The organism is Micromonospora sp. LZ37 (genome assembly GCF_059359015.1).
In genome coordinates this window covers 73,147-96,528 of the sequence record NZ_JCADBL010000014.1, presented here as the reverse complement: position 1 = coordinate 96,528, position 23,382 = coordinate 73,147, and the positions used below count along the sequence as shown (strand labels likewise).

The following is a 23,382-nucleotide window of genomic DNA, read 5'->3' as shown; positions in this document are numbered from 1 at the left end:
GCGCTGGCTGCTGGCGGGGCAGGGCTCAGGGCTCGACGCGCTGGCCCTTGCCGATGACCACGATGCCATTGTCGGAGACGGTGTAGCGCTGCCGGTCCTTTTCCAGGTCGACGCCGATCTCCGCGCCCTCGGGGACGAAGACGTTCTTGTCCAGGATGGCCCGGCGCACCACGGCGTGCCGGCCGATCTCCACGCCTTCCATCAGCACCGCGCCGTCCACGTGCGCCCAGGAGTGGACCTTGACCTTCGGCGAGACGATCGAGTTCTCCACCAGCGAACCGGAGATCACCGCGCCGGGCGAGACCATCGAGCCGACCGCCCGGCCGACCCGCTCGCCCCACTGGTGGACGAACTTCGCCGGCGGGAACGGCGGCTGGGCACTGTAGATTGGCCAGTCGAAGTTGTAGAGGTTGAACACCGGGTGGACGTTGATCAGGTCCATGTGGGCGTCGAAGAAGGAGTCCAGCGTCCCCACGTCACGCCAGTAGCCCCGGTCGCGGTCGGTGCTGCCGGGCACCTCGTTGTCCTTGAAGTCGTAGACGTTGGCGTCGCCCCGCTCGACGAACATGGGGATGATGTTGCCGCCCATGTCGTGCTTGCTGGTCTTGTCCTCCGCGTCACGCTCGACGGCCTCGCAGAGCGCCTTGGTGGTGAACACGTAGTTGCCCATCGAGGCGTAGATCTGGTCCGGGGCGTCGGGCAGGCCCACCGCGTCGGTGGGCTTCTCGCGGAACGCCCTGATCCGCCGGCCGTCCTCGCCGACCTCGATCACGCCGAACTGGTCGGCCATCGACAGCGGCTGGCGGATGCCGGCGACGGTGACCCCGGCGCCGGAGGCGATGTGGTCCTCCACCATCTGCCGGGGGTCCATCCGGTAGATGTGGTCGGCGCCGAAGACGATCACGTAGTCCGGCTGCTCGTCGTTGATCAGGTTGAAGCTCTGGTAGATGGCGTCGGCCGAGCCGGCGAACCACCAGGGACCGCGCCGCTGCTGGGCCGGCACCGGGGTGACGTAGTTGCCCAGCATGGTCGACATCCGCCAGGTCGTGGTGACGTGCCGGTCCAGTGAGTGGGACTTGTACTGGGTCAAGACGACCATCTTCAGATAGCCGGCGTTCGCCAGGTTGGAGAGGACGAAGTCGACCATGCGGTACATCCCGCCGAACGGGACGGCCGGCTTGGCCCGGTCCGCGGTGAGCGGCATGAGGCGCTTGCCCTCTCCACCGGCCAGGACGATCGCGAGCACCTTGGCAGCCATGCACCGACGCTATCCATCCGGCTGCCACTTCACCACTCGTACGGGCACAGTTCTGCACTAGGGTGCGGGGGCATGACGGACTCCGCACCCTCGCTTCGCGTCGACCTGCTCACCCGGGAGTACCCGCCGGAGGTCTATGGCGGCGCCGGGGTGCACGTCGAGTACCTGGCCCGGGAGCTGCGCCGACTGGCCGACGTGCGGGTGCACTGCTTCGGTGCGCCGCGCACCGGACCGGGCGTCACCGCGTACGCCGAACCAGCCGGCCTGGCCGGCGCGAACGCCGCGCTGCGCACCATGGGGGTCGACCTGGAGATGGCCGCGGGGTGTGCCGGCAGTGACGTGGTCCACAGCCACACCTGGTACGCCAACCTGGCCGGGCACACCGCGAAGCTGCTGCACGGGGTGCCGCACGTGGTGACCGCGCACAGCCTGGAACCGCTGCGGCCGTGGAAGGCCGAGCAGCTCGGCGGCGGCTACGCGCTCTCCTCCTGGTGCGAGCGCACCGCGGTGGAGGGCGCCGACGCGGTGATCGCGGTCAGCGAGGGGATGCGGCGCGACGTGCTCACCGCCTACCCGGCGGTCGACCCGGACCGGGTCCGGGTGGTCTACAACGGCATCGACACCGCGCAGTACGCCCCGGACCACGGCACCGACGTGGTGGACCGGCTCGGCATCGACCCGTCCCGCCCGAGCGTGGTGTACGTGGGGCGGATCACCCGGCAGAAGGGCCTGCCGTACCTGCTGCGCGCGGCCCGCGAGCTGCCCGCCGACACCCAGCTGGTGCTGCTCGCCGGGGCCCCCGACACGCCTGACATCGCCGCCGAGGTGGAGGAGCTGGTCGCCGAGCTGCGGGCGAAGCGCTCCGGGGTGGTCTGGGTCGCCGAGATGCTGCCCAAGCACGAGGTGATCCAGGTGCTCACCCACGCGACGATCTTCGTCTGCCCGTCGGTCTACGAGCCGATGGGAATCGTCAACCTGGAGGCGATGGCCTGCGAGACGGCCGTGGTGGCGACCGCCACCGGTGGCATTCCCGAGGTGGTCGCCGACGGGGAGACCGGGCTGCTGGTGCCGATCGACCAGGCGACCGACGGCAGCGGGCGGCCGCTGGACCCGGAGCGGTTCGTGGCCGACCTGACCGCGGCGATCAACGGGCTGCTGGCCGACCCGGCACGGACCGGGGCGTTCGGCCTCGCCGGGCGGCGGCGGGCCGTCGAGCACTTCTCCTGGGACGCCATCGCCGCACGCACGCTGGAGGTCTACCGGTCGGTGGGCGCGACGGGCTGACCGAGCACGAAGCGATCTCGCACAGTAGGTTGGCGATGTGAGCGGACGGTTCCCGATCGAAGACGTCTCCCCCGTGGTCGCCTGCGGTCGCTATCCCGCCAAGGCGGTGGTCGACGAGGTGGTGCCGGTGTCGGCCCGCGCCTACCGGGAAGGGCACGACGCGCTCGGCTGCAACGTGGTCTGGCTCGGCCCGGACGGCGCGGCGCGGCCGTTCACCCGGATGCGCCCGGGTGAACCGGGTCAGGACCGCTGGCACGCGGCCATCCGGCCGGACGCGGTGGGCGAGTGGGTCTTCACCGTCGAGGCGTTCCAGGACCCCTACCTGACCTGGCAGAACGCGGTCACCAAGAAGATCGCCGCCGGGCAGGGCCCGGAGGACCTGGCCAACGACCTGGCCGAGGGCGCCCGGGTGCTGGAGGCGGCGGTCGCGCTGGTCCCGGCCGGCGAGACGGAGCGGGTGCGGACGGCGGTGGCGGCGCTGCGCGACGAACGGCTGGCGCTGCCCCACCGGGTGGCCCCGGCGTTGGACCTGGCCGACCTGCTCTGGGCGCACCCGGTGCGGGAGCTGGTCACCACCGGTGACGAGTACCGGCTCTGGGTGGACCGCCCCCGCGCGCTCTTCTCCGCCTGGTACGAGTTCTTCCCCCGCTCCGAGGGGGCGGTACCGGCCACCGTGGACGCCCCGGCCCGCTCGGGCACCTTCGCCACCGCGATGGACCGGTTGCCCGGGGTCGCGGCGATGGGCTTCGACGTGCTCTACCTGCCGCCGATCCACCCGATCGGCCGGGTCAACCGCAAGGGCCCCAACAACGCCCTCACCGCCGGGCCCGACGACGTCGGCTCGCCGTGGGCGATCGGCGCCACCGAGGGCGGCCACGACGCCATCCACCCCGACCTGGGTGAGCCGGAGGACTTCCGCGAGTTCATCGCCGCCGCCGCCGAGCAGGGCCTGGAGGTGGCGATGGACCTGGCCCTGCAGTGCGCCCCCGACCACCCCTGGGTGACGCAGCACCCGGAGTGGTTCACCACCCGCGCCGACGGCAGCATCGCCTACGCGGAGAACCCGCCGAAGAAGTACCAGGACATCTACCCGCTGAACTTCGACAACGATCCCGAGGGCATCCGCGCCGAGGTGCTGCGGGTGGTGCTGCACTGGGTCGGCGAGGGCATCCGCATCTTCCGGGTGGACAACCCGCACACCAAACCGTTCGACTTCTGGCACTGGCTGATCGGCGAGGTCAAGAAGGTCGACCCGGACGTGCTCTTCCTCGCCGAGGCGTTCACCCGGCCGGCGATCATGCACGGGCTGGGCAAGATCGGCTTCACCCAGTCGTACACCTACTTCACCTGGCGCACCTCGGCGGCGGAGATGCGGGCGTACTGCGAGGAGCTGGTCGCGGCGGCCGACTACATGCGGCCCAACTTCTGGCCCAACACCCCGGACATCCTGCACGAGTCCCTGCAGCACGGCGGCCCGCCGATGTTCAAGATCCGGGCGGTGCTGGCCGCGCTGCTCTCCCCCTCGTGGGGCATGTACGCCGGCTTCGAGCTCTTCGAGCACGTGGCCCGCCCCGGCGCCGAGGAGTACCTCGACAACGAGAAGTACGAGCTGCGCCCCCGGGACTGGGCCGGCGCGCAGGCCCACGGCCGCTCCCTGGCCCCCTTCATCGCCACCCTCAACCGGGTACGCCGGGACAACCCCGCCCTGCACCGGCTGCGCAACCTGCGCTTCCACGACATCGACAACCCGGCCCTGCTCTGCTGGTCCAAACACGACCCGGACACCGGCAACACCGTCATCGTGGTCTGCTCGTTCGACTCGCACACCGTGCAGTGGGGCAACACCACGTTGGACATGCCGGCGCTGGGCTTCGACTGGCACGAGCGGTTCACCGTGCACGACGAGCTGACCGGAACCAGCTACGAGTGGGGGCAGCGCAACGCGGTCCGCCTCGACCCGTACCTGCAACCGGCGCACGTGCTGACCGTGCGCCGGCCGCACGCCGCCGACGCTCCGGCGCCCGCGACGACGGTCCCGGCCACCCTGACCGTGGCAGACGTACCCACCGACCTCTCGGGCGGCACCGCCCCGACCGCTCCGGCCCAGAAGGACGACGACCGATGGACCAGCTGATCGCCGGCGAGACGCACGACCCGCACGCCGTGCTGGGCGCGCACCCCGCCGACGGGCGCACCACCATCCGGGCGATGCGCCGGGGGGCCGGCGACGTGGCCGTGCTCGTGGGCGCCGAGCGGCACCCGATGAAGCGGGTGCACGACGTCGGGATCTTCGAGGCCGTCGTCGACGGCACCGTGCTGGACTACCGGGTCGACGCCGACGGCCGGGTCACCGACGACCCGTACCGCTACCCGCCCACCATCGGCGAGCTGGACCTGCACCTGATCGGCGAGGGCCGGCACGAACGGCTCTGGGAGGCGCTCGGCGCGCGCGTCTTCGACGAGGGCGTGGCCTTCTCCGTGTGGGCGCCCAACGCCCGCGGGGTGCGGGTGATCGGCGACTTCACCGGCTGGGGCGCCGACGACGGCTGGCCGATGCGCTCGCTGGGCTCCAGCGGCGTGTGGGAGATTTTCGTGCCCGGCGCGCAGGTCGGCGCCCGCTACAAGTACCGCGTCCTCGGCGCCGACGGGCAGTGGCGGGACAAGGCCGACCCGCTCGCGGCGTACGCGGAGGTGCCGCCGGCCACCGCCTCGGTGGTGCACCACTCCACCTACGAGTGGAACGACGCCACCTGGCTGGAACGGCGGGCGCGGCGCCAACCCCACCAGGAGCCGATGAGCGTGTACGAGGTGCACCTCGGCTCGTGGCGGCCCGGCCTCGGCTACCGGGAACTGGCCGAGCAGCTCACCGCGTACGTCACCGAGCTGGGCTTCACCCACGTGGAGTTCCTGCCGGTGATGGAGCACCCCTTCGGCGGATCCTGGGGCTACCAGGTCACCGGCTACTACGCGCCCACGTCCCGGTTCGGCAGCCCCGACGACTTCCGCTACCTGGTGGACCGGCTGCACACCGCCGGCATCGGGGTGATCCTGGACTGGGTGCCGGCGCACTTCCCCAAGGACGAGTGGGCCCTCGCGCGCTTCGACGGCACCCCGCTCTACGAGCACCCCGACCCGCGCCGCGGCGAGCACCCCGACTGGGGCACGTACGTCTTCGACTTCGGCCGCCGCGAGGTCCGCAACTTCCTCGTCGCCAACGCGCTCTACTGGTGCGAGGAGTTCCACGTCGACGGGCTGCGGGTCGACGCGGTCGCCTCGATGCTCTACCTGGACTACTCCCGCCAGGACGGGCAGTGGGCGCCCAACCAGCACGGCGGCCGGGAGAACCTGGAGGCGATCGCGCTGCTCCAGGAGGTCAACGCGACCGTCTACCGGCGTCACGCCGGGGTGGTGATGATCGCCGAGGAGTCCACCGCCTGGCCCGGGGTGACCCGGCCGACCACCGAGGGCGGCCTCGGCTTCGGGTTCAAGTGGAACATGGGCTGGATGCACGACACCCTGCTCTACACCTCCAAGGACCCCATCTACCGCCAGCACCACCACCACCAGCTCACCTTTTCCCTGGCGTACGCCTGGAGCGAGAACTACACGCTGCCGATCAGCCACGACGAGGTGGTGCACGGCAAGGGCTCGCTGGCCGGAAAGATGCCCGGCGACACCTGGCAGCGGCTGGCCAACGTGCGGGCGCTGCTGGCGTACATGTGGGCGCACCCGGGCAAGCAGCTGCTCTTCATGGGCTCCGAGCTGGCCGACGACCGGGAGTGGAGCGAGGAGCGCGGCCTCGACTGGTACCTGCTGCACGACCCGGCCCGGGCCGGCGTGCAGCGCCTCGTCGGCGACCTGAACACCGTCTACCGGGACACCCCGGCGCTCTGGGCGCAGGACACCGAGCCGGCCGGGTTCCGCTGGATCGCAGGCGACGACGTCGCCAACAACGCGGTCTCGTTCGTCCGGATCGCCCCGGACGGCGCGACGCTGGTCTGCGTGGCGAACTTCTCCGCCCTGCCGTTGGAGGACTACCGGGTGGGGCTGCCGGCGGGCGGGACGTGGACCGAGGTGATCAACACCGACGCGCGGCACTACGGCGGGTCGGGGGTGGGGAACCTGGGGACGGTGCAGGCGCAGGACGTGCCGTGGCACGGGATGGTCGCGTCAGCGGCGCTGCGGGTGCCGCCGCTGGGGGTGCTCTGGTTCCGCCCAAGCTGATTACGGGGCCACCCTGCGATCGGAACGGTCAACGGCCACGCCGACGCCAGCAGTGGCGAGGTATTAAGGCGGCCGTTGCTGTGTGGCGCGCGCCGGCTAGGACGGCACCACGGTTGTCGGATACATACGTGGACATCGGTTGTTTCGCAGCTTCTTCAAACATGACTGGCTAGCCGGTGCCACTAGACGGTCGTGCGACTGCCGGTCGACACGACAAGAGGCAAGGGTAGAGCGGGGTCGGGCAACGACTCTGATCGCCGCCCGAACCCCGATCTCCGGTTCTGACTCTGAAGGATCAAGTCGGCCGAGGCTCGACTGCAGGCGCAAGGCCTTCCGTCACGTAAATTTCCCAGTCCGTGACGGCACCACGAAAGTGAGGATCAACGGTGATCTCGCCGAGCCTTTCGGAGGCGATCTCCAAGCCCGCTCCCCGCCTTCCGTTGCAGCGGTAAGAGGTCCGCCCTCGTTCACCACCTCGATCGTCGGTTGCCACAATCTCCATGACACCCCCACCCAGGCACGATCCAAACATCGTGAGAGGACGTCCGCGATCCCGTACCGGCCCTAGCGCGACCGGCCCATCACCGTGACCGACATGGCTCGCGACTACGGATTGGGTATTCGTCACGGCCTCACTCAGGCCCGGCAGATCTGGCTGATCTGCCGTGCAGCCCGCCACCACGAGAGGAACTAATACCAGGATTGGTCTCATCATGTCAGTAGCTTGCGCTCACTTGAACATCTCGGGGAACGGGTCGGCACCGATGGCGGGAAGGTTTCCGTAACCGGTCGACTTTCCTGCACCATAGCCGTAATGGTCGATCTTCAGATCGTAAGCCTCGTACTTTTCAGTCCGACCATCCTCGTACCGCACCACGGCTGTGGTCTTCTTCCATTGGTAGGCAATTTTAGGCGATATGTAGGCGTCCGTGGAGGTGCCGTTACTCTTCGCGGGGAAGCTCGCGCCCATGTTCTGTCCGGTCGAGAATTCCACAGAGCCACCGACTCCCACGCCACCATGAGCGCCGCCCAACTCGATGCTGGCTTCTAGTCCGCGTGACATGCCCTCGTAGTCCTCGACGTAGACGCTCGGAACCTCTTCGTCGTTCCGGTCGAGGTTCACTGTCTTGCTGAGTCGGATTCCGGAGACGAGGCCCAGATCGACATCCTCACCTTCACTGACGGTTACAGCGACGTCGGCTATGCCACATACGCCGTAAGCCTTGCATGCGTGAGAGGAGGCCAGGGCAGGCCGAGCCCAGCTCGCGAACAGGATCTGAGCCATAACAGGTTTGATCCGCATCCCCAGGCGCTTCTTCGCGCATGCCGCGTCGCAGTGGCGATTCACGTCATGCCGCCGATCGGTGATCTTCCCGTTCTTCGGCTTGGTGGTTTCCTTCGACCCCCCGCCGTTACCACCTCCGACGTTCGGGGGTGGAGTGTAGGTCAGCTTGCATGCATCGTCGCCACAGAAGATGAGGCCGGTCGGGTCGCTGTAGTGAATTGGGCTGTTGTGTCCGTAGGCGTAAGGGCTCCACTGTTGTGGGTCCGCAGAGTCGATGATCGGGTCAACGGAGACGAAACGTCCGGTGGCGGGGTCGTAGGCGCGGGCACCAATGGTGGTCAGGCCGGTGGGGCTCATCGGCTTGTTGAGAAAGCCCCGGTTGTCGACATAGGTGGCACCGGCACCGCGGGGCCCGCCGTAAGGGGTGTACTGCCGCCAGGTCGGGGTTTGCGCGGTGCTATCCAAGTAGAGAGTCGGCGTTCCCTGATGGTCCGCGACGGCGAAGGTGTAGTTGCTTCCACTACCGGAGCGGATGCCGGTGCCGCCGCCGGGCAACGTGTAGTGACGATCGCCGTCGATGATGCCGGTGGCGGTGTTGAGGGTGAGTTGTTGTCCGGGTAGGTAGAGAGTGTTCTTGCCGGGTTCTTTTTGGATGAGCAGGTTGCCGTCGGCGTCGTGGATGAAGGTGTTGTCGCCGCTGGTGCCGCCGGTGACGCCGGTGAGTTTTCCGGCGTCGTCCCAGCTCAGTGTCTGAGCGCCTTGGGCGGCGTTGCGGCCGGTCATGTTGCCGGCGGCGTCGTAGGTGTAGGCGGTGCTGCCGGTAGCGCCCCCGGTCTTGGTGGTGGCGGTCAGGGTGTGGGGTTTGCCCTGGCCGTTGCCGTCGTAGGTGTAGGTGGTGGTGATGTCGGTGCCGCCGGTGAGGTTGCGGTCGATCTGTTCGGTGCGGTCGCCGATCGCGTTGACGTCCCAGCTGGCCCAGTAGGCGCTGCCGGAGCCGATGCTGTTACCAACCATTGACCGGTTGGCTGTGGTGGGGGTGACCGCGCAGTTGTCGGTGGCGGTCCAGGCTTCGGTGAGCCGGTTGAGGCCGTCGTAGCCGTAGCACTGGGTTTCGGCGGTGGCGCCGTTGCGCTTGCTGATCTTCCGGTTGATCTTCCCGAACGCGTCGTAGCGGTAGTCCTGCTCGTCGACCGCGGTCGCCGTGGTGGTGCTGGTGGCTTTGCTGACGAGTTGGTTGGTCAACCGGCCGGTGTGGGTGTCGTAGGCGTTGGTGACCAGCGCGAAGCTGGTGGCGGAGCCGATCTTCTGCTGGTTGACCCGGCCCCAGGCGTCGTAGGTGACGCTCTGGGTGTAGCCGGCGAGCCCACCCAACGTGGTGGGTAGGTCGAGGACCCCGGCGTAGCCGTGCAGCACGGTCTCGGCGGGGAGGCTGCCCTTGGCCGGATACGTTTCGGTCAGGGGGAGGCCGAGAGCGCTGGTGTAGGTGTGGCCGAAGACGTAGGAGCCGGCCAGCAGGCCTTCGCTGTCGGGGATGGTGACCGTCACCCCGAGGCTCTTGCCGAAGACGTTGAAGGCCTTCTGCTGGGTGGTGTAGGCCTGCCCATCCCGGTAGGCGATCGTGGTGGTCAACTGTCCGATCGGGTTGGTGACGCCAGCGACGTCGTTGCTGTTGTCGTAGATCCACTTCGCGCGTTGGTTGGCCGCCGTCTGGCTGGCGACCGCAGCGGCGTACTCGCCGGTTTTGCGGTTGAGCGCGTCGTAGGTGTAGGACAGGGTCTTGCCGCGCCCGTCGGTGGACTGTTCCAGGTTGCCGTTGGCGTCATACCGCAGGCTGCTGCTGCCGGCGTCGGGGTCGGTCTTGGCGACCACCTTCCCGAGCAGGTTGTAGGTGGAGGTCCACACGTTGCCCGCGGCGTCGGTCAACGTCGACTGGTTGCCGCGGGCGTCGTAGCCGTAGCTGCTGCTGGTGGTGGTGCCGCCGGTGACGGTGAACGTGCCGGTGAACGTGTCCGCCGGCACGGTCACGGTCGGACGGGCCGTGTACTCCACCAGCTGGCTCTTGCGACCCAACGCGTCAGTCATGGTGGTGGCCACCGTGCCGCCAGTCGGCGGGACGACCGTGGTGCGGTCGCCGTGATGCACCGTCGTTGTCGACGAGACGTCCAGGCCGTTCTTCGCGGCGGTGACGATAACCGCCCGGCCGAGACCGTCGTAGGTGGTGAACGTCTGGTTCGGCACCTGCTTGTTCAGATCCGCCGCCGACACCGGAGCACTCACGGTGGGCAGGTTGGTGTCCTCCCACCACCCGTTGTAGGACGCCCGTGTCCAACCCCGGGTGTCGTAGAACGTGTCGGTGATCATCCGACCGCCCTGCGGGGTCACCGCCTGCGTCTGCCGCGTGCGCAGCAACGCGTCGTAGAGGGTGACCGATGTCTGGTAGCCGTTGGAGTTGTTCAGCTTGCGGCTGGTCACCGCCGTCACGCCGGTCTTCGACACGGTGTAGGCGAATGTGTGATTCGCCGGGCTGCTCGTCGCCCGTGAATGGGTCCACACCGCGGTGGAGCGGCCCAGCGCGTCGTACTGCTGCCGAGTGACGACACCGTTGGCATCGGTAGCCGTCAGCGTGCCACCCCGGCGCGGGTTCACCGTGGTTGACGCGCTCTGCAGCAACGCGTTCGTGGTGGTCGTGCCGGTGACCAGGCCCACGGCGTTCATGGTGTAGCCGGCGGTCGACTTGTTGCCCCGGGCGTCGTAGCTGTCCACCACCCGCCCGTACGAGTCGTAGGTGGAACGCCCGGCCGTCTGCCACACGTAGGCACCCGAGGTGTAGTCCTTCGCCGCCCGCGTCATCGTGACGTCACCCTTGGTCGGCGCCGCCGCCTGCGGGAACGTCTCACTGAACGTAGTGTCGTCGTAGAAGGTCCGCTCCACCTTCACCACCTGCGCCGGCCGGTTCACCGTCGCCGGGCCGGTCAGCGTGTTGACGCTGCCGGGCTTGGAGGCGGGGCTGCCCTGGGTGAACCCGCCGCACGCTACGGCGACGGTTTCGGTTTGGGAGACCAGGCCGATGAGGTTCTTGCTGGTGTTCGCCGGGGCGTAGGTGTAGCTGGTGCACTGGTCAAGCGCCGCGTTGATCGGCACGGTGTAGGTGTAGGTGTGCTTGAGCGATCCGAGGGTGGCGCTGGTGGTGTTCGCGTCGTAGCTGTGTTCCGTGGCGGTATACCGCCAGGTCGGTGACGCCCCGCTGGTGACGGCCTGGCGGGTGTACGTCTTGACCGGCTGCACCCACTGCGCGGTCATCGCCGGCAGGCCCGTGCGCGAGCGGGTCGCGGTCGCGCCGGACGCCCAGTACGAGGTAATCGTCGAGGAGTCGATCCGGCCGTTCTCACCCAGGTACTCGGTGGTTTCCAACACCCGCCCGGCGAACTCGTCCACATCCTCGTGAACTCCGTTTGCCGAGTCGGTGACGTTCACGACGGTGGTGTTGTTGTTCTTCGACATGCCCCGGTAGTAGGCGGTCTCGGACTGGGTGCGCCGGTCGTTGACACCGTCACCGCTGAAGGTCTGCACCTTGCCGTAGCCACGGAACTGCCCGTAGGTGCGGTACTTGGCTTTGACGACCTCGTTCTCGTCGTACCGCCACGCCGCGCCACCCAGATACTTGTAGCTGGTCGACAACGCCGCCGCCCCACCCGTCGGGTCCGTCGACGTCACCCTCGTGACCGCGTACTTGTGGAACCAGTCCAGATACGGATTCACATACCCGTCCGGCGTCCAGTACACGGGATAACACGACTTGGTGTTCGACGCCGGGGACTGCGACACCGGCGCCGTGCACGGCACCGGCAACTCGTAGCTCGGGGAGATCACCGACCCGGTCTCGGTGGTGATCGCCGAGATACGCTGCCGGTAGAACGACGGCAGACCCCCGGCCGTGTCCACCCGGTTGGCCAGCTTGATCCCACTGAAACTCACCGACGGCAGACCGATCGCCGCCGTCGAGCCGCCCGCGCTCACATCGTGGCCGGTGCGGGTGACCGACGACAGCCACAACGTCGGCGACGTCCCATCCCCCGTCGCCGGCATCGTGTGCGCAAGCGCGTAGGAGTCGACCGGCTCGTGCTGCGTGGACGCCGTGTTGTACTGCTGCGTCTCGATCGACGTCAGCCGGACCGTCGAGAAGAATGACGGACTCCAGTCATCACAGTCCGTCCCCGACGCGCAGATCAGGTCGAACGGCACGTCCGGCCAGTTCGCCTTGTTCGCCGAGTTCAACGGCTGGCAGGTTCCCGCAAGGCACCGGTCCCCGGTGTGGAACACCACCCGGTTCGGCACCGTCCCATACGCGCCACCGTCGCGGAAGCCGTAGTCGATCCGCTTCAACCACGAGTCGCGGACGTAGGAGACATTCGTGGCGCCCTTGTTGCGGCCGTAGAAATTCGTGTCCTGCCCGTAGTAGTACGCCATCGCGTTACCGTGCACGTCCACCACATGGTCGAGATTCCACCGGTAGGCCATCGTGCACACCGACGCCGAAAACCCCGCCGAGTCGTAACACGGATCCCCCGCATGCGGCGAATACACCGGCGTGGAATCCACCGACTTCGTTTCCGCCTTCCCCGAGGACCACCCCGGCAACCGGTTACGCCCGAACTCGTACACCGTGCCGTCACGCAACGTCACCCGCCAGTAGTCGGTGTGCTCCGTGCCCGACCCGTTGTTCGAACCCGTCACCCTCGTGACAACCTCACCGCTGTCCGCCTCCGGCTTCCACACCTGCTTGGTGGCGTCCCACACCAACGACGTCGACGACCCGTTCAACGACATCGTCAGCACCGGACCGTCATAACACCGGTCATACGTCTTCACCGGCGACGCCTTACCACCCGGATCATCCTGACACGACGCGAACGACTGCTCGATGAACGACCGACCAGTCGACCACCCATCACCCACCCACGACGACTGCGCATTCGTCGACGCCGTCTGACCATCCACGCTCGCCGAGTCATACGACAGGCTGACCGTCGGCACCAGCTCGGACGCTGCCGGCGGCACGGTGATCGGATACGAATACGTGAAGGAACCGGTGCTACCCCCACCCGTCCACGAACCCGACGGCTTCAAGTCGGTCGCCGCGTACGTGCCGCCCTTGCCGCCCTCCTCCCCCGCCGCCGCCACCGCCGCGAGCACGGTCGTCATGCCGCCCGCAGCGGCCTGCGTCCGAGAAGCTGAGGGAGCCAACGGCACCTCCGCCGAGACAGACCTCGCCGCCGCGTCGTTCGTGGACGCCAGCGGCGTCGCCGTCCGACACGCCGCCACGGCGGGCGTGGTCAGCGCACAGACCGGCAGCTGCACCAGCCGCAACCGCGACCCGTAGTTGCCGCCGTACGCCTCGGCGAACCCCGCGTAGTCCACGCCCACCCGGACCGCGCCGGAGGCCACGTCCGGGCTGACGGAGAGCAGCACGCCGTCCACCCCGGCCGCTTCCGCCGCCTTGCGATCGGCGACCTTCACGTCCAGGCTCCGCGGGCCGACCGCTCCGCCGGCCTTCGCCGCGACCGGCTGCGCCCACACCGGCGTCCCTGCCGCCCGCACCTTGCCCGGCGCGGCAACCCGCGCGCCCGCCGGGGAGAGGTCGACCCGCGCGGACGTGGCCTTCGGCCACGACACCCGGGTCGGCTTGAAGTTCGACTTGGCGTCGTCCGGCGGCGTGACGAACTTGGTCGGCAACGGCTTCACGCCCTTGACCGACCGACCCGGCGACGTCGCCGGGGCCTTCGCCAGCTCTCCACCCCTGGGTTTCGCCGACACCGGCGATCCCGACAACAAACTCGCCACCAGTGACGTCGCCGCGATCATCGCGACCACATACCTGGGACGAGTCAGGCGTATGCCCCCGTGCCCGACCATACGGACCTCACCTCTGCGAGAAGAGACAGGAGCCACGCAGAGTGTCCAGTCGCGCACCCCCGTGGCGCGATCAATGTTTCATGCCATCGGTCATCGATGGTAACGAAACCATAACGATAGACACCCGTCGCAGCCCCAAATCCATCGCAGTGAGTGCGAAAGGGACAACGTCGTGTGACCGAAGACGTTCCCCGGACACCGCGACGGCTGATTCACTGTGGCCGCTCAACCGGACGCGCGACGCGCGTCCGTCGGACTTGCACACGGGGGAGTCAATTCGTCATGTCATCCAGACGGAGTCCACAAGGGACTCGATCGGTCGCGGCCGGGACGGCGGTCAGTCTCGCCGTCGCGTCCACGGCATTCACCCTGGTGGCGGGGCCGGTAGCCGCCGCGCCGGCGAAGCCGGCCCCGAAGCCGGCCGGTGGCGCGCTCAGCGTCGACCAGGCCATGGCCCAGGCCAAGCGCACCGGCAAGCCGGTCGAGGCGACCGCGGCCGGCACCTCGACCTCGACGTACACCGCCCGCCCCGACGGCACCGTCGAGCTGACCCAGTCCGCCGTACCCACCCGCACCCGGGTCGACGGCCGGTGGAAGGACCTCGACCCGACCCTGGTCCGGCAGGCCGACGGCAGCATCACCGCCGCCGTCACCACCAACCCGATCCGCATCTCCGCCGGCGGCACCGGTCCCCTCGCGCAGATGACCAGCGGCGACCGGGCCCTGTCCATCACCGCACCACTGGCCCTACCCGCGCCGACCCTGTCCGGGCCCACCGCCACCTACCCCGAGGTACTGCCCGGGGTCGACCTCACCGTCCGGGTCAGCAGCGAGGGCGCCTTCTCCCACGTCTTCGTGGTCAAGAACCGCGCCGCCGCCGCCAACCCCAAACTCGCCGCCCTCGACCTGACCACCCGCACCAAGGGCGTCACCCTCGCCGCCGACACCGCCGGCAACATCACCGGCCGCGACCGCGCCGGCAAGACCGTCCTCACCGCCCCCGCCCCCGCCATGTGGGACTCCACCGCCACCGTCGCCCAGGCCGCGGCCTCCAGCGCCGCCGCGCCGGGCCGCGCCGCCCGCACCGCCTCCATCGGGGTGCGGGTCGCCGCCGGGAAGCTGCGCCTGACCCCGGACCGGGCGATGCTCGCCGATGCGAAGACGGTCTACCCGGTCTACGTCGATCCGACCTTCACCTGGACGCCCGTCGGGCCGAAGATGTCCGGCTGGGCGACGATCTCCTACCAGCACCAGTCGACCAACTACTGGAAGAACACCCCGGACCTGATCGGGCGGATGCAGGTCGGCAACTCCGGCAGCCAACGCTCCAACACCCTGATCAACTTCCCCGTTCCCCACAGCACCCTCACCGGGGCGACGATCAACTCGGCGACCTTCAAGATCACCAACACGAAGTCGTGGAGCTGCACCGACAAGACCGTCAACGTCTACGCCCCCAACACGGTGCTCACCTCCGGCAACGCCACCTGGAACTACTGGGAGACCCAGAGCAACGGGCCCCTGGCCGCCTCCAAGAGCTTCGCCTACGGCTACAGCGGCTGCGACGCCGCCGGCGTCTCCTTCGACATCACCGGCCAGATCAAGGCCGACGTCACCAACAAGAAGGACACCCGCACCCTGCGGATGATCGCCGCCAACGAGGCCAGCGACACCCAGAGCTGGAAAGAGTTCCTGGAGACCAGCCCCACCCTGACCATCCAGTACAACCACAAACCCAACACCCCGACGGGGATGACCACCTCACCGAAGACCGCCTGCACCGCCACCACCCCCACCGTGGTGGGCGACGGGTCGGTCACCCTCTACGCCCCGGTCTCCGACCGCAATGGCGGCACCCTCGGCGTCGCCTTCAAGCTCTGGAAGTCCTCGGACACCACGCAGACGGCCCTCGCCTCGTCCAACCCAAGCCTGCTGACGTACTCCTCCGGCTCGACCGCGGTGCTCGTCGTCCCCGCGACCACCCTGCGTACGGCGGCGGCCGGCGCCATCACCAACTTCTCCTGGAAGGTCCAGGCCACCGACTTCGGCGCCACCGGCGACTGGTCGGCCACCTGCACCTTCAAGTTCGACCCCACCCGCGCGGGTGCCCCCAACGTCGGCCGGCCGCAGACGCAGCCGGCCATCGGTAAGCCGGTCTCCCTCGCCGTGACGCCACCCGACACCGGCACCACGCCGAGCAGCTACGTCTACCAGCTCAACGGCCTGCCACCGTCGACCGTCACCGCCACCTCGGGCAACGCCACCATCACGGTGACCCCGCCGCGCTTCACCAACACACTCACCGTCACGAGCCTGTCGGCCGGCGGGAACGCCGGCGAGTCGGCGAGCATCACCTTCAACGCCGACCCGGCGGCTGTCGCCGCGGACGGCGACCTGACCGGCGACGACACCACCGACCTGCTCACCGTCGGCGGCGTCAACGGCGTCCCGGCCGGAGTGTGGCTCGCCACCGGCATGAACAGCGGTGCCGTCCGGACCGCGATGACCAACGTCGGCGCCCTCGGCAACGGGACCTCCGGCACCAACTCCCCCACCGACTTCAACGGGGCCCAGGTCGTGACGGGCAGGTTCTTCGGCTCGGGTCTCCAGGACCTACTCGTCTACTACCCGGGTGGAGTGAACCCCGGTGCCGCCGGCATCCTGCGGGGCAACGGAGACGGCTCGGTCATCCAGTCACAGCTCAGCGGAAACCAGCAGAGCGTGATGCGCGAGCAGCTCCTCGACGGCACGGGCAACCAGCCGCTCCAGCTCGCCAACGCCGGTGACTCCCGGCGGCTCGGTTCCGTCTACCCGGACCTCATCGGCATCAGCGGGGACCCGGCCAACGGGTTCCACCTGTCCTACTACCCGAACCTGGGCATGACCGGCGGGTACATCGGCACCTTCGACCTCTCGGCGGCGACGCCGACGGGCGGTAGCGACTGGAACAACTGGACCATCGCCACCACCCAACTCGCCGGCGGGACCGCGATGTTCCTCTGGAACCGCACCACCGGCGCGCTGCACCTCTGGACGAACCTCACCGTCAACCCGGACACCGGTCAGCTCACCTACACGCCGTACACGGTGTCCAGCAACTGGAACGCGGGCGCGGCCCTCACGCTGCGCGCGGGCGACATCAACAGCGACGGTACGCCTGACCTCTGGACCATCGGGACCGCCGGCGCGACCCGGGCCCACCTCGTCGACCTGTCGCCGACGCCCACCATCACGGCCCAGCAGCCGCAGACCCTGTCCACCGCCACCCACACGTACCCGCTCAACGAGGGGGTGGGCGGTGCGACGGTGACCACCGTGGCCGACACGACGGGCACCAAGCCCCTGACCGCCGCCGGCAACGTCCGGTGGCACGAGGGTGACCTGTTCGACCCCTCCATCCGGATGAACACCGATGCCGGCGCCACCGTGGGTGACGCCACCGGCACCGGCCACCTCGCCAGCAGCGGAACTCTCGTCGACACGACGAAGTCCTTCAGCCTGTCGGTGTGGGCGAAACCCACGGCCGCCGGCGGCATCATCCTCTCCGAGGACGGGGCGCGCTCCGGCCGGTTCATCCTCTGGCAGGAGGACACCGACAAGACGTGGCGGTTCGGCATGGCCCGGTCGGACGGGCCCGGTTGGGCGTACGACCAGGCGGTCAGCTCGACGCCGGTGCAGCTCGGGGTCTGGAGTCACCTGGTGGCGGTCTACAACGCCTCCACCGCCACCATGGCCCTGTACGTCAACGAAGTCCTCGCCGGCACGGCCTCGCACGCTGCTGCGGTGGCGTGGCCCACGACCGGCAACTTCGTGGTCGGTCGCTACCTCTACAACAGCGCACCGAGTTCGTACTACAAGGGCCAGATCAGCAACGTCCAGATCTGGAACCGCAGCCTGGACCCGGCCGAGGCGACGGCGCCCGGCAACTACTCCCAGCAGAGACCGGCACCGAACCTGCGCGACGTGACCGGCGACGGTCGTACCGACATGCTCATCACCCAGGCCAACGGCGACGTCGTCCTGCGTCGCGGCACCAACCTCGACGGCGTCGGGACGTTCGACACCGGCATCGTGGTCTGCGGTGGCTGCTGGCGGTACGACTCGTTCACGCTGGCCGACGCCAACAACGACGGCAAGATCGACCTGTTCATGCGGTACACCAGCACGGGCGACATGTACGTCTACCCGAACACCGTGGCCACCGGCGATCCGGTGTGGGGAAACCGGGTCCTGGTCTGCGGCGGATGCGACAACTTCACGCTCGCGGACCTGGACGACATCACCCGGGACGGCAAGACCGACCTCTTCGTCCGCGAGACCAGCACCGGGAACATGTACCTCTACCCCGGCAACGGGACGGGAGGTGCCATCACCTGGGGCAGCCGCTCCCTGCTCTGCGGGTTGTGCACCGGCTTCGACATCGCGGGCGTCGAGGACGTGAACAACGACGGCAAGGTCGACCTGTTCGTGCGTCAGGCCAGCACCGGGGACATGTACGTCTACCCGAACACCGCGGCCTCCGGGAACCCGGTGTGGGGGCCCCGGGTGCTGGTATGCGGGCTGTGCCGGGACTTCGGCGTGGCGAGCCTGGGCGACGTGACCAACGACGGAAAGACCGACCTGGTGGTCCGCCGCAACAGCGCGGGCACGATGCTCCTCTACCCGGGTACGGCCCCCGTGGGCTCGATCACCTGGGGAAGCCCCTCATTCCTGTAGCAGCGAAGCGGTGTCCGGGCAGCCCGTACGCAGCTGCCCGGACGCCATCGGCACCTGGACCGCTGTGGCCGCTCTGGTCCGGGCGATGAGCCCGGACCGGACCGGCCGCGTACGTCTCCACCTCGACCGGGCGCTGTCCGCGCGCCTGTCTCACCCACGGGGAGTTCTCTTCATGCCTGACAGTCGACCTCCGCAGCGCCGACGTGTGATCGCGTTCGGCGCCGCGGCCACCGCCGTGGTCGCCACAGCTGCGGTCTCGCTGACCCCGCCCGCCGGTGCCGCACCCGCGCCACAACCCGAATCCGCCCCGGCCCCCGCCACCTCGCTCGGGGTCGACCAGGCCATGGCCCAGGCGAAGCGGACCGGCAAGCCGGTCGAGGCGACCGCGGCCGGGACCTCGACCTCGAGGGTCACCGCCCGCCCCGACGGCACCGTCGAACTGACCCAGTCGGCCGTGCCGACCCGCACCCGGGTCGACGGGACGTGGAAGGACCTCGACCCGACCCTGGTGCGGCAGGCCGACGGCAGCATCACCGCGGCTGTCACCACCAACCCGGTGAAGCTGTCGCCCGGCGGCACCGGACCCCTGGCCGAGATGACCAGCGGCGACCGCGCCCTGTCGGTCACCGCACCGCTGGCCCTGCCAAAGCCCACCCTGTCCGGGCCCACCGCCACCTACGCCGAAGTCCTGCCCGGCGTCGACCTGACGGTCCGGGTCACCGGCGAGGGCGCCTTCTCCCACGTCTTCGTGGTCAAGAACCGCGCCGCCGCCGCCAACCCCAAACTCGCCGCCCTCGACCTGACCACCCGCACCAAGGGCGTCACCCTCGCCGCCGACACCGCCGGCAACATCACCGGCCGCGACCGCGCCGGCAAGACCGTCCTCACCGCCCCCGCCCCCGCCATGTGGGACTCCACCGCCACCGCTGGCGCCACCGCTGGCGCCCAGGCCGCCCCGACCGAGCGACACACCACCTCCGGCCCGGACGCCCCCGGCGAGAACGCGAAGACCGCCCCCATCGGCGTGAAGATCGCCCCCGGCAAGCTGCGCCTCACCCCGGATCGGGCGATGCTCGACGACGCGAAGACGGCCTACCCCGTCTACGTCGACCCGACGTTCACCTGGACGCCCGTCGGCCCGAAGATGTCCGGCTGGGCGACGATCTCCTACCAGCACCAGTCGACCAACTACTGGAAAGACACCCCCGACCTCATCGGACGCATGCAGGTCGGCAACTCCGGCAGCCAACGCTCCAACACCCTGATCAACTTCCCCGTCCCGCACAGCACCCTGACCGGGGCGACCATCAACTCGGCGACCTTCAAAATCACCAACACCCGGTCCTGGAGCTGCACCGACAAGACCGTCAACGTCTACGCCCCCAGCACCGTGCTCACCTCCGGCAACGCCACCTGGAACTACTGGGAGACCCAGAGCAACGGACCCCTGGCCGCCTCCAAGAGCTTCGCCCACGGCTACAGCGGCTGCGACGCCGCCGCCGTCTCCTTCGACATCACCAACCAGATCCGCACCGACGTCACCAACAAGAAGGACACCCGCACCCTGCGGATGATCGCCGCCAACGAGGCCAGCGACACCCAGAGCTGGAAGGAATTCCTGGAGACCAGCCCGACACTGACCATCCTCTACAACCACAAGCCCAACACCCCGACGGGCCTGACCACGTCGCCGAAGACCGCCTGCGCGGGTGGCAGCATCGTCGGCGACGCCTCCGTCTCCCTCTACGCCCCGGTCTCCGACCGCAACGGCGGCCCCCTCGGCGTCGCCTTCAAGCTCTGGAAGACCACCGACACCACGCAGACCGCGCTCGCCTCGTCCAACCCGAGCCTGCTGACGTACCCCTCCGGCTCCACCGGGGTCCTCGTCGTACCCGTGACCACCCTCCGCAACGCGGCCGCCGGCGCCATGACCAGCTTCTCCTGGAAGGTCCAGGCCACCGACTTCGGCGCCACCAGCGACTGGTCGGCCACCTGCACCTTCAAATTCGACCCCACCCGTCCGGGTCAGCCGTCAGTGAGCGACGCGCCGGCCGGGGTCACCATCGGCCAGCCGGCCACCTTCACCATCACCAAGTCCGAGGCCAGTAGCGGCACCACGCCGAGCGGGTACGTCTACCAGCTCAACGCCGGTCCGCCGGTCGACATCTCCGCCGACGCGACGGGTGCCGCCACCATCGCGGTGTCACCGACCCGGTTCACCAACACGCTGACCGTCACCAGCGTCTCCGCCGGCGGCAACTTCGGCGACAGCGCCAGCAAGGTCTTCAACGCCACTCCCGCGGCCACCGCGGTGGACGGCGACATGACCGGCGACGATGTCGCGGACCTGCTCACCGTCGGCAAGGCGAACAACCTGCCCTCCGGGCTCTGGCTCGCCGCCGGCAGGAACGGGACCGGCGTGGACCGGATCACGGCGAACATCGGCGCGCGGGGTAACGGGGTCACCGGCAACAACGTCCCCGCCGACTTCGACGGGGCCCAGGCGATCAGCGGCCGGTTCACCGGCACCGGCATCCAGGACGTCCTCGTCTACTACCGCGGCGGCACCAACCCCGGCGGCGCCGGCATCCTGAACGCCAACGGCGACGGCTCCATCATCCAGGCCCAACTCAGCGGCAACCAGCAGAGCATCGACCCCGGCCAACTCCTCGACGAGTTCGGCAACTCCCCCCGGCAGGTCGCCAACGCCGGCGACAGCCGCCGCCTCAACTCCGCCTACCCCGACCTCATCGGCGTCAGCGGCGACCCCACCAACGGCCACCACCTCACCTACTACCCCAACCTCGGCATGACCGGCGGCTACATCGGCGCCACCCGCCTGAGCACACCAACCCCCACCGGCGGCACCGACTGGGACAACTGGACCATCACCACCGCCCAGCTCGCCGACGGCACCGCCATGTTCGTCTGGAACCGCACCACCGGCGCCCTGCACCTCTGGACCAACCTCACCGTCAACCCCGACACCGGACAACTCACCCACACCCCGTACACCCTCCGGACCTCCGGCTGGAACACCGGCGCCACCCTCACCCTCCGCGCCGCCGACATCAACACCGACGGCACCCCCGACCTCTGGACCGTCGGCGCCGGCGGGCTCGCCACGACCTGGTTGGTCACCGGGCTGTCCGCGGGTGCTGGCAGCGTCACCGGGCAGCCGGCCCGGAGCCTCATCACGTCCAACCACGCCTGGCAGCTCGCCGACGCCGAGAGCGGCCCCGTGACGGGGGCCGACGTGGCGAAGGACGCTGTCGGCGCCCTGCACGCCACTGGCGCCGGAAACAGCATGTGGAACGCCGGTGATCTCTTCGACCGGGACGTCCTGTTCGACGGTACGACCAACAGCGCGCTCGCCACGACCGGGCCGGCGGTGAGCACCGACGCCGACTTCACGGTCTCCGCATGGGTCAAGCCGACCGCCGCCGGCGGCACCGTCTTCTCCCAGGACGCGACGAACACGGCCGGCATCAGGCTCTGGATCGACGCTTCGGACAGCAGCTGGCGGGCCGCGATGGCGCAGAGCGACGTGGCGAACCCGGTCATGGATGTCGCCACCGCCGGCGCGAACAGTGCCCGGCTGGGCGTCTGGACCCGGGTGACGGTCAGCTACGAGAAGGCCAACGGTCGTCTCGGGCTCTACCTCGGCGCGCTGAACAAGGGGGTGGCGACTCACTCCGGCAGCTGGAACGCCGCCGGCCCGTTCCGGATGGGCGCGCACCGGACGTCGGCCGCCGGGCATGGCGGCTGGTTCAAGGGCCAGCTCAGTGAGGTGCTCGCCTGGAACGCGGTGGTGAGCCCGGTTCAGCCGGTTCCCGCCGGCCCGCGCCGGGACTTCAGCGGAGACGGCTACCCGGACGTCATGGCGCGGTACACGCCCAACAGCGACATCCTGCTCTACAAGGGCAACGGCGCCGGGACGTTCCAGTCCGGCTCGACGATGATCGGCGCGGCCTGGTCCGCGTTCGACACGATCTTCTCGCCGGGCGACTTCAACGGTGACGGCATCACCGACGTGATCGCCCGGCACGGCACCAACAAGGACCTCTACCTCTACCGGGGCAGCGGCACCGGCAGGTTCCTGTCCGGCTACACCGTCATCGGCGACAACTGGGTCGCCTTCGACCAGATCCTCTCCCCCGGCGACTTCGACGGCGACGGGAAAGCCGACGTGATCGCGCGCCATGCCACCAGCAAGGACCTCTACCTCTACCGGGGGAACGGCACCGGGAGCTTCCTCTCCGGTTCCACCATCATCGGCGACAACTGGGCCGCCTTCGACACGATTCTCTCGCCGGGCGACTTCGACGGCGACGGAAAGACCGACGTGATGGCCCGCCACGCGACCAACAAGGACATCTACCTCTACCGCGGCAACGGCACCGGCAGGTTCCATCCCGGCTCCACCGTGATCGGCGACAACTGGGCCGCCCTGGACCGGATCTTCTCGGTCGGCGACTTCAACATGGACGGCAACACCGACGTCATCGCCCGCCACGCGACCACCAAGGATCTCCACCTCTACCAGGGCAACGGGGTGGGACGGTTCAAGTCCGGCTACACCGTCATCGGCGCCAACTGGTCGACCTTCAACATCCTCTTCTGATCACGGCCGGTCCGGTCCGGGTGATGAGCCCGGGCCGGACCGGGCCGGTTTGTTTCCACCCCCACCAGGCGCGAATCC

The 23,382-nt window shown here is 69.1% G+C and carries 7 protein-coding genes; 5 read left to right on the top strand and 2 right to left on the bottom strand.

The window, feature by feature from the left end:
• Window positions 1–25: 25 nt before the first annotated feature.
• Window positions 26–1,258, bottom strand: a complete 1,233-nt coding sequence (gene glgC / locus AC5L3Z_RS25190) for a glucose-1-phosphate adenylyltransferase (RefSeq protein WP_334526289.1) — start codon at window positions 1,256–1,258, stop codon at window positions 26–28.
• A 72-nt stretch (window positions 1,259–1,330) separates the two neighbouring features.
• On the opposite strand from glgC, the gene glgA reads away from it, so the two are divergent.
• Genes glgA through glgB form a run of 3 tightly spaced genes read left to right on the top strand, consistent with a single transcriptional unit; the run spans window position 1,331 to window position 6,766 of the window.
• Complete coding sequence (gene glgA / locus AC5L3Z_RS25185; protein WP_494845504.1) at window positions 1,331–2,542, top strand: glycogen synthase; 1,212 nt, start codon at window positions 1,331–1,333, stop codon at window positions 2,540–2,542.
• Window positions 2,543–2,579: 37 nt separating this feature from the next.
• Complete coding sequence (locus tag AC5L3Z_RS25180; RefSeq protein WP_494845503.1) at window positions 2,580–4,676, top strand: alpha-1,4-glucan--maltose-1-phosphate maltosyltransferase; 2,097 nt, start codon at window positions 2,580–2,582, stop codon at window positions 4,674–4,676.
• A complete protein-coding gene (glgB, locus tag AC5L3Z_RS25175; RefSeq protein ID WP_494845501.1) occupies window positions 4,664–6,766 on the top strand; it encodes a 1,4-alpha-glucan branching protein GlgB in 2,103 nt (700 codons plus the stop codon). The genes AC5L3Z_RS25180 and glgB overlap by 13 nt, the downstream gene beginning before the upstream one ends.
• A 730-nt stretch (window positions 6,767–7,496) precedes the next feature.
• On the opposite strand, the gene AC5L3Z_RS25170 is transcribed toward glgB, so the two are convergent.
• Window positions 7,497–13,913, bottom strand: coding sequence for an RHS repeat domain-containing protein (locus AC5L3Z_RS25170; RefSeq protein WP_494845500.1), 6,417 nt, complete (start codon window positions 13,911–13,913; stop codon window positions 7,497–7,499).
• 423 nt (window positions 13,914–14,336) lie between these two features.
• Here AC5L3Z_RS25170 and AC5L3Z_RS25165 point away from each other — a divergent pair, with 423 nt between their 5' ends.
• Both AC5L3Z_RS25165 and AC5L3Z_RS25160 read left to right on the top strand, forming a co-directional pair.
• The gene (locus AC5L3Z_RS25165) at window positions 14,337–18,680 is read left to right on the top strand and encodes a LamG-like jellyroll fold domain-containing protein (protein WP_494845499.1); all 4,344 of its coding nucleotides are present in this window, start codon (window positions 14,337–14,339) and stop codon (window positions 18,678–18,680) included.
• A gap of 172 nt (window positions 18,681–18,852) precedes the next feature.
• A complete protein-coding gene (locus AC5L3Z_RS25160) occupies window positions 18,853–23,304 on the top strand; it encodes an FG-GAP-like repeat-containing protein (RefSeq protein ID WP_494845497.1) in 4,452 nt (1,483 codons plus the stop codon).
• Window positions 23,305–23,382: the final 78 nt, after the last annotated feature.

What these genes read in the sequence shown, in the direction of transcription:
- glgC (WP_334526289.1), bottom strand. Translation starts at nt 1,258, where the DNA reads ATGGCTGCCAAGGTGCTCGCGATCGTCCTGGCCGGTGGAGAGGGCAAG.
- AC5L3Z_RS25160 (WP_494845497.1), top strand. Translation starts at nt 18,853, where the DNA reads ATGCCTGACAGTCGACCTCCGCAGCGCCGACGTGTGATCGCGTTCGGC.
- glgB (WP_494845501.1), top strand. Translation starts at nt 4,664, where the DNA reads ATGGACCAGCTGATCGCCGGCGAGACGCACGACCCGCACGCCGTGCTG.
- AC5L3Z_RS25170 (WP_494845500.1), bottom strand. Translation starts at nt 13,913, where the DNA reads ATGATCGCGGCGACGTCACTGGTGGCGAGTTTGTTGTCGGGATCGCCG.
- glgA (WP_494845504.1), top strand. Translation starts at nt 1,331, where the DNA reads ATGACGGACTCCGCACCCTCGCTTCGCGTCGACCTGCTCACCCGGGAG.